The sequence below is a fragment of the Streptomyces lancefieldiae genome (assembly GCF_031845825.1).
Classification (GTDB): Bacteria; Actinomycetota; Actinomycetes; order Streptomycetales; family Streptomycetaceae; genus Streptomyces; species Streptomyces lancefieldiae.
Genome location: NZ_JAVRFH010000049.1, coordinates 13,314 through 27,205, shown reverse-complemented (window position 1 = coordinate 27,205; position 13,892 = coordinate 13,314). Strand labels below are relative to the sequence as shown.

The 13,892-nt window shown below is 73.6% G+C and carries 12 protein-coding genes; 6 read left to right on the top strand and 6 right to left on the bottom strand.

Features of this window, described 5'->3' with window-relative positions; translation table 11 throughout:
• Positions 1 to 68: 68 nt before the first annotated feature.
• Positions 69 to 1,667, bottom strand: a complete 1,599-nt coding sequence (locus tag RM812_RS32710; RefSeq protein ID WP_311580882.1) for an FAD-binding oxidoreductase — start codon at positions 1,665 to 1,667, stop codon at positions 69 to 71.
• Positions 1,668 to 1,736: 69 nt separating this feature from the next.
• Between RM812_RS32710 and RM812_RS32705 the strand changes: the two genes are divergently transcribed.
• Both RM812_RS32705 and RM812_RS32700 read left to right on the top strand, forming a co-directional pair.
• On the top strand, positions 1,737 to 2,354 hold the full coding sequence (locus RM812_RS32705; protein WP_311580879.1) for a TetR/AcrR family transcriptional regulator: 618 nt from the start codon (positions 1,737 to 1,739) through the stop codon (positions 2,352 to 2,354).
• The gene (locus RM812_RS32700; protein WP_311580876.1) at positions 2,351 to 3,934 is read left to right on the top strand and encodes a glycerol-3-phosphate dehydrogenase/oxidase; all 1,584 of its coding nucleotides are present in this window, start codon (positions 2,351 to 2,353) and stop codon (positions 3,932 to 3,934) included. Before RM812_RS32705 ends, RM812_RS32700 begins: the two co-directional genes overlap by 4 nt.
• 64 nt (positions 3,935 to 3,998) lie before the next feature.
• Here RM812_RS32700 and RM812_RS32695 read toward each other — a convergent pair whose 3' ends face one another.
• From RM812_RS32695 to RM812_RS32685, 3 genes are all read right to left on the bottom strand, one after another.
• Positions 3,999 to 4,277, bottom strand: a complete 279-nt coding sequence (locus tag RM812_RS32695) for a hypothetical protein (RefSeq protein ID WP_311580973.1) — start codon at positions 4,275 to 4,277, stop codon at positions 3,999 to 4,001.
• A 248-nt stretch (positions 4,278 to 4,525) separates the two neighbouring features.
• Positions 4,526 to 4,954, bottom strand: a complete 429-nt coding sequence (locus RM812_RS32690) for an ATP-binding protein (protein ID WP_311580873.1) — start codon at positions 4,952 to 4,954, stop codon at positions 4,526 to 4,528.
• Positions 4,955 to 5,157: 203 nt separating this feature from the next.
• Positions 5,158 to 6,495, bottom strand: a complete 1,338-nt coding sequence (locus RM812_RS32685) for an endo-1,4-beta-xylanase (protein ID WP_311580870.1) — start codon at positions 6,493 to 6,495, stop codon at positions 5,158 to 5,160.
• Between the two features lie 603 nt (positions 6,496 to 7,098).
• On the opposite strand from RM812_RS32685, the gene RM812_RS32680 reads away from it, so the two are divergent.
• Positions 7,099 to 9,852 carry a SpoIIE family protein phosphatase gene (locus tag RM812_RS32680; protein WP_311580868.1) on the top strand — a complete coding sequence of 918 codons (2,754 nt, stop codon included), beginning with the start codon at positions 7,099 to 7,101 and terminating at the stop codon, positions 9,850 to 9,852.
• A gap of 179 nt (positions 9,853 to 10,031) precedes the next feature.
• On the opposite strand, the gene RM812_RS32675 is transcribed toward RM812_RS32680, so the two are convergent.
• On the bottom strand, positions 10,032 to 10,205 hold the full coding sequence (locus RM812_RS32675; RefSeq protein WP_311580865.1) for a CsbD family protein: 174 nt from the start codon (positions 10,203 to 10,205) through the stop codon (positions 10,032 to 10,034).
• A gap of 154 nt (positions 10,206 to 10,359) precedes the next feature.
• On the opposite strand from RM812_RS32675, the gene RM812_RS32670 reads away from it, so the two are divergent.
• The 3 genes from RM812_RS32670 (at position 10,360) to RM812_RS32660 (ending at position 13,371) form a co-directional block, all read left to right on the top strand.
• On the top strand, positions 10,360 to 10,506 hold the full coding sequence (locus tag RM812_RS32670; RefSeq protein ID WP_311580863.1) for a hypothetical protein: 147 nt from the start codon (positions 10,360 to 10,362) through the stop codon (positions 10,504 to 10,506).
• Between the two features lie 177 nt (positions 10,507 to 10,683).
• The gene (locus RM812_RS32665) at positions 10,684 to 12,048 is read left to right on the top strand and encodes an FAD-dependent oxidoreductase (protein ID WP_311580860.1); all 1,365 of its coding nucleotides are present in this window, start codon (positions 10,684 to 10,686) and stop codon (positions 12,046 to 12,048) included.
• Between the two features lie 210 nt (positions 12,049 to 12,258).
• Positions 12,259 to 13,371 (top strand): ABC transporter substrate-binding protein, encoded by a 1,113-nt coding sequence (locus RM812_RS32660; protein ID WP_394816546.1) that lies wholly within the window; start codon positions 12,259 to 12,261, stop codon positions 13,369 to 13,371.
• Between the two features lie 117 nt (positions 13,372 to 13,488).
• Here the strand turns inward: RM812_RS32660 and RM812_RS32655 are convergent, their stop codons facing one another.
• Positions 13,489 to 13,863 carry a roadblock/LC7 domain-containing protein gene (locus tag RM812_RS32655; RefSeq protein WP_311580858.1) on the bottom strand — a complete coding sequence of 125 codons (375 nt, stop codon included), beginning with the start codon at positions 13,861 to 13,863 and terminating at the stop codon, positions 13,489 to 13,491.
• Positions 13,864 to 13,892 lie beyond the last annotated feature (29 nt).

The window sequence follows — 13,892 nt, the reverse complement described above, 5'->3', positions numbered from 1 at the left end:
CCTCCGGGCTGACGGGTGGAGCCGGACTGTTGTCTCACGGGGCGGGCGGGCGCCGGTGGCCGGGGGGTTCAGTCCGCGGGCAGCAGGACCCCCGGGTTGAGCAGTCCGGCGGGGTCCAGGCTCCGCTTGACGGCGCGCAGGGCCCGGGCGCCGAGGGGGCCGGCCTCCCGGACGTACCAGTCGCGGTGGTCGGTGCCGACCCCGTGGTGGTGGGTGATGGTGCCGCCGGCGGCGAGGATCGCCTCGTTGGCGGCGTGCTTGGCCCGGGTCCAGTGCGCCACGGCGTCCTCGCCCTGGGCCGAGACGACCGTGAAGTACAGGGAGGCGCCGTTCTCGTAGACGTGCGAGATGTGGCACATGACCAGCGGTGGTGTGCCGGTCTCGGTGAGGGTGCCGGTGAGCGCGTCGCGGACGGCGGTGTACAGGGCGGGGATGCGCGACCAGTAGGTCGCCGTCTCCAGGGTCTCGGCGAGCGCCCCGGCGTCGAGCAGCGCGTCGCGCAGGTACGGCGCCGAGTAGCGGCCGTGGGCCCAGCGTTCCCCCGGTTCCTCGCCGGCGAAGGTGCCGCCGCTCTCCCGCAGTACGGCGGCGGCGCCCTCGCGGCGGTGCGCGGTGTCCTCCTCGGTGCCCTCGAATCCGAGGACCGCGAGGCATCCGGCGTCCTGCCGCGCGAGCACGTCGCCGAGGGCGTCGGGCTGGGCGAGGCCGATGAGCGTCTCGGTCTCGTCGGACAGGCGCAGCACCGTGGGACGCGGGCCGTCCTGGGCGAGACGGCGCAGGGCCGCGGCGCCCTCGTCGAAGGAGGCGAAGCGCCAGCCCTCGTAGCGGCGGACGCGCGGCACGGGACGCACGCGCACGGTCACGGAGGTGATGACGCCGAAGGCGCCTTCCGAGCCCAGCACGAGCTGGCGCAGGTCGGGGCCGGCCGCCGAGCGGGGGGCGCGGCCGGTGTCGAGGGTGCCCTCGGGAGTGGCGAGGGTGAGGCCGAGGACCATCTCGTCGAAGCGGCCGTATCCGGCGGAGGCCTGTCCGCTGGAGCGGGTGGCGGCGAAGCCGCCGAGGGTGGCCCACTCGTAGGACTGGGGGAAGTGGCCGAGGGTGTACCCGTGGTCGGCGAGGAGCGCCTCGGCCTCGGGGGCGCGCAGGCCGGGTTGCAGGGTGGCGGTGCGGGAGACCTCGTCGAGGTCGAGCAGGCGGTTCATGCGCCGCAGGTCCAGGGCGACGAAGGGCCGGCGGCGGTCGGGGGCGAGGCCGCCGACGACGGAGGTGCCGCCGCCGAACGGGACGAGGGCGAGGCCGTGTGCGGCGCAGGCCTCCAGGACGGCGAGCACCTCGTCATGGCTGTCCGGGAGGACGACGGCGGCCGGGGTGTCGGCGGTGTCGCCGGACCGTATCCGCAGCAGGTCGGGGGTGGACTTGCCGCGGGTGTGCCGGACGCGGGTCTCCGCGTCCGTGCGCAGGCACTCCGCGCGGTCGCCGACGGCGGCTGCGAGCGCGCGCCGGGCGGCGGTGTCCAGCGGTGGCCCGGGTACCTCGATCTCCTCCAGCGCCACGGACGCGGCGTCGCGGGGCTCGACGCCGAGCAGCTCGCCCAGCAGCCGGCTCACCGTGTCGGGCAGCGGCGTCGCCCGGGCCGGATCGCCCCAGCCGTTCCACAGCATGTCCATCGCCTGTCGTCCTCACGGTCGGTACGGGGATGCCTTCGGCGCGGCCCCACGGGCGTTACACTGTTACACATGGCGCCCAAACGTCACAACCACTCGAGCCGACCGAAACCCTCGGACGACGACGCGGTGCTCGACGCCGTGCGCGACTGCGTCCTGGCCGTCGGAGTCCGCCGTACGACCATGACCGACGTGGCCCGTCGCGCCGGCGTCTCCCGGATGACGCTCTACCGGCGCCACCCCGACGTGCGGTCGCTGGTCGGCGACCTGATGACCCGCGAGTGGGTCGCGGTGGCCACCGGGTCCGTCCCCGAGCCCCGGGCGGGTCTGGGCACCCGCACCCGCATGGTCGAGGGGCTCGTGGCGGGCGTGGCGGCCTTCCGCGGCCACCCGCTCTTCCGCAAGATCGTCGACGTCGACCCCGAGCTGCTCCTGCCCTACGTCCTGGACCGCCGCGGGGCGAGCCAGGAGGCGCTGCTGGAGCTGCTGGCCCAGTCCGTGCGGGAGGGGCACACCGACGGGTCGGTGCGCCCGGGGCACCCCGAGCGGCAGGCCCGGTCCGTGCTGCTGGTCGTCCAGTCCTTCGCCCTGTCGCTGCGGACCATGACCGACGAGGACGACGCCGAGCTGACCCCGGCGGCCTTCCTCGCGGAGCTGCGCACCATCCTGGAGAGGACCCTCACGCCATGACCCCGATCAGCGGCCCCGCCGCCGGGGCCTCCCTGTCCGCCGCACGGCGCTCGCGCGAGCTGACCGACGCCGTCGGCGGTCCCGTCGTGGACGTCCTGGTCGTCGGTCTCGGCGCGACCGGTGCCGGGGCGGCCCTGGACGCCGCGGCCCGCGGTCTGAGCGTCGTCGCGGTGGACGCGCACGACCTGGCCTTCGGCACCTCCCGCTGGAGCTCCAAGCTCGTCCACGGCGGCCTGCGCTACCTCGCCTCCGCCCAGCTCGACGTCGCCCACGAGAGCGCGGTGGAGCGCGGCGTGCTGATGGAGCGCACCGCGCCCCACCTGGTGAGCGCCCAGCCGTTCGTGCTGCCGCTGACCCCGCTGGTCTCCCGTGGGCAGGCGGCCCTCGCGTGGGCCGGGTTCCGGGCCGGCGACACCCTGCGCCTGGCGGCGCGTACGGCGCGGGCCACGCTGCCCGCGCCGCGCCGGCTCTCCGCCGTGGAGACCCGCCACCTCGCCCCGGTGCTCCGCCCCGACCGGCTGCGCGGCGGCCTGCTGTCCTGGGACGGCCGGCTCACCGACGACGCCCGGCTGGTGACGGCGCTCGCCCGGACCGCCGCCGCCCGGGGCGCCCGCGTCCTGACCCGTGTCCGGGCCCTGGAGCTGACCGCGTCCGGCGCCCGGATACGAGACGAGGTCACCGGTGAGGAGGGCGTGATCCGGGCCCGCGCGGTGATCAACGCATCCGGCGTGTGGGCCGGCGGCCTCGTGGACGGCATCCGCGTCCGGCCCTCCCGCGGCACCCACCTCGTCCTGCGTTCCGACCGGCTCGGTCCGCTCCCGGCGGGCCTGCACGTGCCGGTCCCCGGGGAGACCAACCGCTTCGTCCTCGTCCTGCCGCAGGGCGACGGCCGCGTCTACGTGGGGCTGACCGACGAGCCGGTGGACGGTGGGATCCCGGACGTGCCCGAGGTGCCCGAGGCCGACGTGGGCTTCCTGCTCGACGTGCTCGGCTCCGTGCTGGACATGCCCGTCCACCGCGCGGACGTGGTCGGCGCCTTCGCGGGCCTGCGCCCCCTGCTGGACACCGCGTCCGCCGACCGGCCCGGCGGCGGGCCGCGTACCGCGGACGTCTCGCGCCGGCACGCCGTGCTCACCTCGTCGGAGGGGGTGATCACCGTGGTCGGCGGCAAGCTCACCACGTACCGGCGGATGGCCGAGGACGCGGTGGACGCCGCCGTCGCCGCCCGTCGGCTGGCCGCCGGCCCCTCCCCCACCGCCGCGCTGCCCCTGGTCGGGGCCGCTCCCGCGCACGCCTTGGCCGCGCTGCGGGCCCCGCGCCGCCTGGTGCGGCGCTACGGCACCGAGGCGCCGGCCGTCCATGCACTGGCCGCCCGGGATCCCCGGCTCGGCGAACGGGTCCTGCCTGACCACCCGGTCACCGGGGCCGAGCTGGTCTGGGCGCTGCGCCACGAGGGAGCCCTCGACGAGGCCGACCTGCTCGACCGGCGCACCCGCATCGGGCTGGTACCCGCCGACCGGGCGGCGGCACTGGACACCGCACGCGCTCTCGTCGGCGAGACCACGACCGCACGGGGCTGAACCCCGCCACGACCGCGCAGGGCCGAACCCCGCCGCACCCGGCGGGGTTCGGCCCCGGCACCGCTCAGGCGCCCTGGCCCCCGTCCTGGACGGCCTTGCGGACCTTCGCCTCGATTTTGTGCCGGGACTGGCCCCCTTCCTTGACGTACTCCGTCATCGCGGACTGCGCGTCCCGGTCCAGGTCGCGCCAGGCCCGTACGGCGGTCTCGTACGTGTGCGACTGCCGTTGGGTCCACTGATGTTGCGTGGGAGGCCCGTACGAGTCGCGCAGCTCCTCGACCCGGTGCTGTGCCTGGTCCGCCGCGCGCCGCTTGTGTACGAGCTCCTCGAATGTGTGTGCCACCACACCTCGACCGTAGTCAGCGGAGCGCGGTCGCGCGCGTCGAGCCCGCGGCGGCCGGCGCCGGGCCCCCCGGTCCGGGCCCCGGTCCGCGCTGGTCCGCGACGTACTGCCGACCCGCACGCGGACGGCGCCGGGCACGGTGGTCGGCCCGCCTGCCTGGCGCCGAGTCCCCCGGCAGGCGGTCCCACGACCGGTTCAGGCCCGGTCGTCCCACCGACGAGCAGGCCGGCCGTCGCCCGACGTCGGGCTCAGCGCAGCGGCAGGCGCGCGTACACCGTCTTGCCCGTCGCATGGGGCTTGGTGATCACTTCCTCGCACAGGTGTGTCACGATCTCCAGACCGTGGCGGCCGACCCGCAGGGGGTCGCGGGGCAGGAACGTGGGGAAGCCGTCCCCCGTGTCCGACACCGCGATCTGCACACCGTCGGCCACCAGGGTCAGCTCCAGCCGGCAGGGGCCGGGCGCATGACGGAGCGCGTTCGTCACCAGCTCGGTGGCGACCAGGCGGGCGGCGTCGAGGAAGCCGTCGGCCAGGTCGACGTTCCCCTCGGCGAGTCGCCCGACGAAGCCGTGCACGACGTCCCGGGAGGCGGGGATCATCGCCGACCCGCCGCTGAACTCCACCGCCGCGGACACGACGGGGGCGTCCGCGGCATGGGGTCCGTGCGCCGGAGTCATACAGAGTCTCACCGTCCGGTCCGGGGCCGAGTGGGGGGAGCGAAGACTCCCGGTCCCTCACGATACGCACCGGGACGGCTCTCACGGCTGCCTTGCCCCAACTTCCGCCGGACGCGCCGTTTTTGACCGCCTGCTCGCCACGGTCCGGGCATGGGTGGGGCGCACCGGGCCGGGTTCGGGGGTGGCCCGGTGCGCCGGCGGGATCAAGAGGCGGTGCAGGTTCCGACCGTGGGTGCGGCGTCGCTGCCGTTCTTGGCCACGGTGAATCCGAAACTGGTCGACGCGCCGGCCGCCAGCGAGCCGTTCCACGTCGGCCGCGCGGTCATGACGTTGCCGCTGCCGTCCCAGGTGGCCGAGGCGTTCCAGGTGGCCGAGACCTTCTGCGGCAAGGACAGGGTGACGGTGGTCGTCCAGGAGCTGATCGGCTCGCTGCCCGCGGTGATGGTGACCTGGCCGTTGTAGCCGCTGCTCCAGTCCGCGGTCCTGGTGTACGTGGCGGTGCAGCTCGCCGTGCCGTTGCCCGGGCCGCCGCCCGAGCCGCCGAGGGCTGACAGGACGGCGTCGTAGGCGGGCTTCTCGTTGTAGTTGCCGTCGAACAGCAGCGGGGTGCCGCTGCTGCGCCACGAGTACTTGTCGGTGACACCCCAGACGGTGATGCCGGTGCAGCGGTCCACGGCGAGACAGGCCTTGACCACGTTGGCGTAGTTGTCGGCCTGGGCGGTGCCCGAGCCCTCGATGTCGAGTTCCGTGATCTGCACGTCGACGCCGAGGTCGGCGAAGCGCTGGAGGTTCGCCCGGTAGTCGGCCGGGACCGGGGAGGCGCCGTTGAAGTGGGACTGGAGGCCGACGCAGTCGATGGGCACACCGCGGGACTTGAAGTCCTTGACCATGGCGTAGACGGCGTTGCTCTTCGCGTTGACGCCGTCGGTGTTGTAGTCGTTGTAGCAGAGCTTGGCGGCCGGGTCGGCGGCGCGCGCGGTGCGGAACGCCTCCTCGATGAATCCGTCGCCCAGCTTGTCCTGGAACGGGGAGCTGCGGCGTGCGCCGCTGCCGCCGTCCTGGAAGGCCTCGTTGACCACGTCCCAGCTGTGGATCTGGCCCTTGTAGTGGCCCATCACCCGGTTGATGTGGTTGTTCATCGCCGTGCGCAGGTCGGCGGCGCCCAGGCCGCTCACCCAGGACGGCAGCTGGGAGTGCCAGACGAGGGTGTGGCCGCGGACGTCCATGCCCTGGGACCGCGCGTGGTTCACGATCTGGTCGGCGGCGCCGAAGGTGAAGGTGTCGCGGTTGCCTTCGACGGCGTCCCACTTCATCTCGTTCTCGGGCGTCACCGAGGTGAACTCACGGTCCAGGGTGGCGGCGTACGCGGACTCGCCGAGGTGGTTGGCCGCGACGGCGGTGCCGAAGTAGCGGCCCTGTCCGGCCGCCGCGGACCCGAGCGTGTCGGCGGCCTCGGCCGAGTGGGCCGCGGCCGTCAGCGCCGCCGCGGCGATGAGGCCGGCGGCGGCCGCCCTGGACAGGCGTAGCAGGGTCATGCTCATGACATCCCTTTCCTGGAGTGGAACACGGAGGCCGTACGAAGAAGGCAGGATGGTTCGAATGTTTCGAGCATATTTCCGAATGGCCCGGAGGAGATTACGGACTCCGGTCCCCACGGTCAACGCCTGTAACGGCTCCATCGCTGAAGCACTGCGGAAGCGCACCGGGTCCGAAATTTTCGCCGCCCCGTGCGGCCCCGTCACCCGCGCGGCCCGACCGCATGCGCCACCGGGCCGTCGAGGCGCATTCTTGCCGTGTCGCCCCCGTGACGGCGCACGGACGAGGTGGGGCCGATGAGCGCAGGCGCCGAGGACGCGGACCGGACGCCCGGGCGGCCGACGGCGCTGCTGATCGACGCCTCCGCCGAGGTGATCGGCGCGTGCGGTGGCCATGCGGGCGGGGTCTGTCCGCGCTCCCCCACGCCCGGCCTGCCGGGGCCGGCCGTCCTCGCCGGACTGCCCGACGACATCGCCCGGTTGCTCGCCACCCGCCGCCCCCGCCCGGGAGCCCCGGACGAGGACGGCACCGGGACCGGGTGCGGCCGTCCGCTCCACACCGGCGGGTGCCCCTCGCCTCCCGCGGCGCGGCAGTGTAGACATGGGCTCATGGTCCGGCTGAGGGGTCGACAGGGAGAGTGGTCACCCCGTCGTCCCAGCGGTCCGCTCGCCCGAAGCCGGCGAGACCAGGACCGGTCACGGCGGGGAGCGGGCGCGGGACGGCGCCGCCGTGCCGCGGCATTGCGTTCGGCGCTGTCCGGCCGCAGCGTCGCGGGGCAGGTCTTCGTCCTGAACGTGGTCATCGTGCTGCTGCTCGTGGTGGCCGCGGTGGCCGCGCTGGTGCTCCAGGTGCGGCGCGACAGCGAGACGGAGGCGCGCAACCGGTCCCTCGCCGTGGCCGCGACGTTCGCCAACGCCCCCGGCATCCGCGAGGCGCTGCGCGGCCCCGATCCGACCGCGCTCCTCCAACCGCGGGCGGAGGCGACACGCAGGGCGACGGGCGTGGACTTCGTCGTCGTCATGAACACCGACGGGGTCCGCTACACCCACCCCGAGCCCGACCGCATCGGCAAGAAGTTCGTGGGGAACATCGCTCCCGCGCTGTCCGGGGAGACGGTGACCGAGGAGATCGAGGGAACGATAGGGCCGCTGGTCCAGGCGATCGTCCCGGTCGAGGCGCCCGACGGCACGGTCGTGGGGCTGGTCTCGGCCGGCATCACGACGGAGAACGTGGGCGGCGTCGCCGACCGGCAGCTCCCGCTGGTGCTGTCCGCGGCGGCCGTCGGGCTCGCCCTGGCCACGGCGGGCACGGCGCTCGTCAGCCGACGGCTGCTGCGGCAGACGCACGGCCTGGGCCCGCACGAGATGACCCGGATGTACGAACACCACGACGCGGTCCTGCACTCCGTCCGGGAGGGTGTGCTCATCGTCGGCGGTGAGGGCAGGCTGCTGCTCGCCAACGACGAGGCGCACCGCCTGCTCGACCTGCCCGCCGACGCCGAGGGGCGGCACGTGCTCGACCTCGGGCTCCCGGGCGACACGGCGGAGCTGCTGGCCTCCGGACGGGTCGCGACGGACGAGGTGCACCTGGTCAAGGACCGGCTGCTGGCGGTCAACCAGCGGCCGACGGACGTACGGGGCGGCCCGGCCGGCAGCGTCGCCACACTGCGCGACTCCACGGAGCTGCGGGCCCTGTCAGGACGGGCCGAGACCGCCCGGGAACGCCTGGACATGCTGTACGACGCCGGCGTGGGCATCGGCACCAGCCTGGACGTCACCCGTACGGCCGAGGAACTGGCGGAGCTGGCCGTGCCCCGTTTCGCGGACTACGTCAGCGTGGACCTGTACGACGCCGTACTGGCCGGCGGCCAGCCGGAGGGCGCGACCCGGCTGAGCCGGGCCGCGCTCGGCGGCATCCGCGAGGACGCTCCGCTCTACCCGGTGGGCCGGCAGATCCGCTTCGTGCCGTCCACCCCGCAGGGCCGGTCCCTGAGCACCGGCCGGCCCGTGCTGGAACCGCGCCTCGGCCAGGCCCGGGACTGGCAGGCACAGGACGTCGAACGCTCCGCCCAGGTGGTGGAGTTCGGCATCCACTCGCTGATCACCGTGCCGCTGCGGGCGGGCACCCTGGTGCTCGGGGTGGTCGGCTTCTGGCGTTCGGAGAAGCCCGAGCCCTTCGACGAGGACGAGCTGACCCTCGCCGAGGAACTGGTCGCGCGTGCCGCGGTCTCCATCGACAACGCGCGCCGCTACACGCGCGAGCACAACATGGCGGTGACCCTCCAGCGCAGTCTGCTGCCCCGCAGGATGCCCGACCAGAACGCCCTGGACATCGCCTACCGGTACCTGCCCGCGCAGGCGGGGGTCGGCGGGGACTGGTTCGACGTGCTGCCGCTGTCGGGGGCCCGCGTCGCGCTCGTGGTCGGCGACGTCGTCGGCCACGGGCTGCACGCCGCGGCCACCATGGGACGACTGCGGACGGCCGTGCACAACTTCACCGCCCTCGACCTGCCGCCCGACGAACTGCTGGGCCTGCTGGACGAGCTGGTCAACCGCATCGACCAGGACGAGTCGGCCGACGACGGCACCGCCCCGGTCACCGGCGCGACCTGCCTCTACGCCATCTACGACCCGGTCTCCGGCACCTGTGTGATCGCCCGCGCCGGCCACCCGCCCCCGGCTCTGATCCATCCCGACGGCCGCGTGGAGTTCCCCGAGGTGCCCGCCGGCCCTCCGCTGGGTCTGGGCGGCCTCCCGTTCGAGACGACCGTGCTGCACCTGGCGGAGGGCAGTCGGCTGGTCCTGTACACCGACGGGCTGGTCGAGGACCGGCAGCACGACATCGACGTGGGTCTGGAACACCTGCGCCGGGCTCTGGAGACGGCCGGCGAGTCGCCCGAGGAGACCTGTCGGTCCGTCCTCGACGCCCGGCTCCCGGAGCGCCCGGGCGACGACATCGCGCTGCTCGTCGCCCGCACCCACGTGCTGGGTCCCGACCGGGTCGCCGAGTGGCAGGTCCCGTCCGACCCGGCGGCGGTCGGCGAGGTGCGCGCCCAGGTCACACGGCGGCTGACGGAGTGGGGGCTGGACGAGCTGGCGTTCACGACGGAGCTGATCCTGAGCGAGCTGGTCACCAACGCGATCCGGTACGGCGGTGAGACCGTCCACGTCCGGGTACTGCGCGACCGCAGCCTCGTCTGCGAGGTGTTCGACAGCAGCAGCACCTCGCCCCATCTGCGCTACGCGGCGATGACGGACGAGGGCGGACGCGGACTGTTCCTCGTCGCGCAGCTCGCCGAACGCTGGGGCACCCGCTACACGCCGGCCGGCAAGGTCATCTGGGCGGAGCAGCCGGTCCCCTGACCCTTCGCGGGCGTCGAGGCCCCGACCGGCCGCCGGACCGGCAGGTGTACGGCGACACCCACCACATCGGCCGACCCGGCCCAGGAGCGCCGCCCCGCCGGGGGCCGAAAAACCCGAGGGGGGCCGGGGAACGGGCGGTGTCCCGGTACCGCGGCCCGCGTGTCAGAGCGGTGGCGGCGTCAGTGCCGGAACGCGTCCTTGCCCTTCTCCTTGGCCTGCCGGGCGTCGCCCTTGGACTGCTCGGCGCGGCCCTCGGCCGTCATCCTCTCGTTGCCGACGGTCCGACCGACCGCTTCCTTGGCCTTCCCCTTGGCCTGCTCCATCTTGGCCTTGGACTTCTTGTTGCCGGCCACAGTGGTTCACCTCTCGGCGTTCGCTTGCGATGTCCTGCCCTGCGGGTGCCCTTCGCCGGGAGGTCAAACCCGGCGGCGCCCGCCGGGGTGACCGCGGGACCCGGGGGTAGGAGGACGGGCGAGGAGAACCACTGTCGTCGCCCCGGAGGACGTCATGGCCGGAATGCTGGACCGCATCAAGAGCTTCGCGCGCAGCCCCCAGGGCCGCCGGACGGTGGAGCAGGTGCGGCGCGCGGCCTCGGACCCCCGCCGCCGCGCGCAGGCCCAGGAGATGCTGCGGAAGTTCGGCAAGCGCCGCTGAACCGGCCGGCCGCCGCCCCCGGTCCTGGCCCGGCCCCGCGCAATCACAAACCCATGCCATGAGATCCCATAAGTTCGGCTTATGGGCTCATAGACCGGACCCGCGTACCGACTTAGGCTTGCCTTAGCTTAGGCTTCCCCGAGAGTCGATCTGTCACCGCTCGAAGGGAACCTGAACATGCCCCGCCCTCTGCGGGTAGCCATCGTCGGATCCGGCCCGGCCGGGATCTACGCCGCCGACGCCCTGCTCAAGTCCGAGGTGGCCGCCGACCCCGGTGTGTCCATCGACATCTTCGAGCGCATGCCCGCCCCGTTCGGACTGATCCGTTACGGCGTGGCACCCGACCACCCGCGGATCAAGGGCATCATCACCGCTCTGCACCAGGTGCTCGACAAGCCGCAGATCCGCCTCTTCGGCAACGTGGACTACCCGACCGACATCAGCCTGGACGACCTGCGGGCGTTCTACGACGGTGTGATCTTCGCCACGGGCGCCACGGCCGACCGGGCGCTGCCCATCCCCGGCATCGACCTCGACGGCTCCTACGGCGCCGCCGACTTCGTGTCCTGGTACGACGGCCACCCGGACGTACCGCGCACCTGGCCGCTGGAGGCGGAGAAGGTCGCCGTCCTCGGCGTCGGCAACGTCGCCCTCGACGTGGCCCGCGTCCTGGCGAAGACGGCGGACGAGCTGCTGCCGACCGAGATCCCGCCGAACGTCTACGAGGGTCTGAAGGCCAACAAGGCGCTCGAGATCCACGTCTTCGGCCGCCGCGGACCCGCGCAGGCGAAGTTCAGCCCGATGGAGCTGCGGGAGCTGGACCACTCCCCCAACATCGAGGTCATCGTCGACCCCGAGGACATCGACTACGACGACGGTTCGATAGCGACCCGGCGGGGCAACAAGCAGGCCGACATGGTCGCCAAGACCCTGGAGAACTGGGCGATCCGCGACGTCGGCGACCGGCCGCACAAGCTGTTCCTGCACTTCTTCGAGTCGCCCACCGAGATCCTCGGCGAGGACGGCAAGGTCGTCGGCCTGCGTACCGAGCGCACCGCTCTCGACGGCACCGGCAACGTCAAGGGCACCGGGGAGTTCAAGGACTGGGACGTGCAGGCGGTCTACCGGGCCGTCGGCTACCTGTCCGACCAGCTCCCCAAGCTGCCCTGGGACCTCGACTCGGGCACGGTCCCGGACGAGGGCGGTCGCGTCGTCCAGGAGTCCGGCGAGCACCTCCGGTCGACGTACGTCACCGGCTGGATCCGGCGCGGCCCGGTCGGCCTGATCGGCCACACCAAGGGCGACGCCAACGAGACGGTGTCCAACCTGCTGGACGACTACGCGAACGGCCGCCTCCAGACGCCGGCGTCACCGGTCCCGGAGGCCGTGGACGCCTTCCTCGCCGAGCGGAACATCCGTTTCACCACCTGGGACGGCTGGTACCGCCTCGACGCGGCGGAGAAGGCGCTGGGCGAGCCGCAGGGGCGCGAGCGCGTGAAGCTCGTCGAGCGTGAGGACATGCTCCGGGAGAGCGGCGCCTGATCCCCCGGTGACCGGCACCGGCGGCCCTTCGACGAGGCCCCGGTGCCGGCCGGTCCACGCGGCCGGACAATTCGGTTGCCAGGTGGCGAGGGCGGTGGATGCAATGTCCGGCATGGTCACCCAGGTGTGCCCGCCAGGGCGGGACGAGACGAACGCGTACCACCGGGCCTCGCCACTCCGCGGTGCGGGCAATCCGGAAGGCACCGGCGCATGAGTACGCCACCCTCGCCGCCTGGTGCGGAGCGGACCGACGGCTCAGCCGTCCGGATCGGCGCTCTCGTTCCGCTGACTCGGCCCGGGTGGGTCGAGGCGGGCCGGCACTTGCTCGCCGGACTCGAGCTGGCCGTTCGCGAAGTCAACGACGCCGGCGGGATCACCGGAAGGCCCCTCGAGCTGGTGGTCCGGGACACCGCGGCCGACCCGCAGCGGGCCGCGGCGGCCGTGGACGAATTGGCTCGCCTGGGCGTGGCCGCGTTGGCGGGGGAGTACCACAGCGTCGTCGCTCGCGCCGCTGCCGCCCGGGCCGACGCCCTCGGCCTGCCGTTCCTCTGCTCGTCCGCGGTTCTCGACGCGCTCACCGAACAGCCGACACAGTGGGTCGCGCGCCTCGCCCCGGCGCAGTCCCGCGGCTGGCGGGTCTACGCGGACTTCCTCCTCGGCGCGGGCCACCGTCGCATCGCCGTAGCGGCCCAGTCGAGTCCCTACTGGGCGGCCGGCGCCCGCGTTCTGCGGGACCACCTCGCTCCGCGCGGCGGCACCGTCGTCGAACTCGACATGCGGGCGCTCACTCCCGCGGCCGTGTGCGACGAACTCGTCGCCCATCGCGCGACAGCCCTGCTTCTTCTGGTCGGCCACCCGGAACCGGCCGTGTCGATCGTCAGGTCCGTCCGCCGCGACCAGCGCCTCGCGGAGGTCATGATCGGCGCTCCGGCCGGGCAACCGGAGTTCACCGAATGGGCGGCGTCGCTGGGCGCCGACGGCGCGGAGATCCCGTTCTTGCGCTACCTGCCCGAGCGCCTCGGCCCACTCGGTGCGCGAGTCGGGACGGCCCTGCGCGAGCGGCTGGCCGAAGCACCCTCCTTCGTCGCCTTCGAGGGCTACGACACGGTCACCGTCCTCGCCGATGTGCTGCGTTCGCACGGCGTGGACCGGGCGCGCACTGCCGCGTCCTGGCCGCGCGTCGCGGTCGAAGGCACCCGTGGGCGGATCCGGTTCTCCCGCGCGCCGGGCATCGGCGTCTGGCAATGGGCTTGGCCGCCCGTCCAAGTCGTCGATCGAGATCCGGCGGAACCCGACCGCCTTCGCATCCTTCACACCGGCTGAGCCCAGGCCGAGACGGCCGAGACGGGGCAGGGCCGGGGACGGCGGACGGGGGGGGCGGGCCGGGGACGGGAAGTGTCCCACCCCGGCCCACCACCCGGTGAGCGGTGCGTTCGAGAGTCAGACCTCCAGCTCGTTCTCGATCCGGCGCAGTTGGTGGCGGGCCATCGCCAGGTTGGCGCGGCTCGCGTCGAGCACCAGGTAGAGGAAGAGTCCGTCGCCGCCACGCCCCTTGAGCAGGCGGATCATGTGGTACTGGCTGCTGAGCGTGATCAGGATGTCCTCGATCTCCTCCTTCAGACCGAGGTGCTCCATCGTGCGCAGCTTGGACCGCACGACATCGGTGTTGCCGGCGGCTGCGACCTCGAGGTTGAAGTCCTTGCTCCCGCCCAGCGTGCCGAGGGCCATGCCGCTGGTGTAGTCGACCAGCGCGGCGGCGGTCGCTCCGTCGATGGCGCTCAGGCATTCCTTGAGGGAGGTCTCCAGGTTGGCCATGCGTGGGTTCCTTTCCGGACGTGATCGGT

Excerpts from the sequence above, each read along its gene's own strand:
- RM812_RS32705 (WP_311580879.1), top strand. The coding sequence starts at position 1,737 with ATGGCGCCCAAACGTCACAACCACTCGAGCCGACCGAAACCCTCGGAC.
- RM812_RS32690 (WP_311580873.1), bottom strand. The coding sequence starts at position 4,954 with ATGACTCCGGCGCACGGACCCCATGCCGCGGACGCCCCCGTCGTGTCC.
- RM812_RS32710 (WP_311580882.1), bottom strand. The coding sequence starts at position 1,667 with ATGGACATGCTGTGGAACGGCTGGGGCGATCCGGCCCGGGCGACGCCG.
- RM812_RS32660 (WP_394816546.1), top strand. The coding sequence starts at position 12,259 with ATGAGTACGCCACCCTCGCCGCCTGGTGCGGAGCGGACCGACGGCTCA.
- RM812_RS32655 (WP_311580858.1), bottom strand. The coding sequence starts at position 13,863 with ATGGCCAACCTGGAGACCTCCCTCAAGGAATGCCTGAGCGCCATCGAC.
- RM812_RS32685 (WP_311580870.1), bottom strand. The coding sequence starts at position 6,495 with ATGAGCATGACCCTGCTACGCCTGTCCAGGGCGGCCGCCGCCGGCCTC.
- RM812_RS32665 (WP_311580860.1), top strand. The coding sequence starts at position 10,684 with ATGCCCCGCCCTCTGCGGGTAGCCATCGTCGGATCCGGCCCGGCCGGG.
- RM812_RS32670 (WP_311580863.1), top strand. The coding sequence starts at position 10,360 with ATGGCCGGAATGCTGGACCGCATCAAGAGCTTCGCGCGCAGCCCCCAG.
- RM812_RS32680 (WP_311580868.1), top strand. The coding sequence starts at position 7,099 with ATGGTCCGGCTGAGGGGTCGACAGGGAGAGTGGTCACCCCGTCGTCCC.
- RM812_RS32700 (WP_311580876.1), top strand. The coding sequence starts at position 2,351 with ATGACCCCGATCAGCGGCCCCGCCGCCGGGGCCTCCCTGTCCGCCGCA.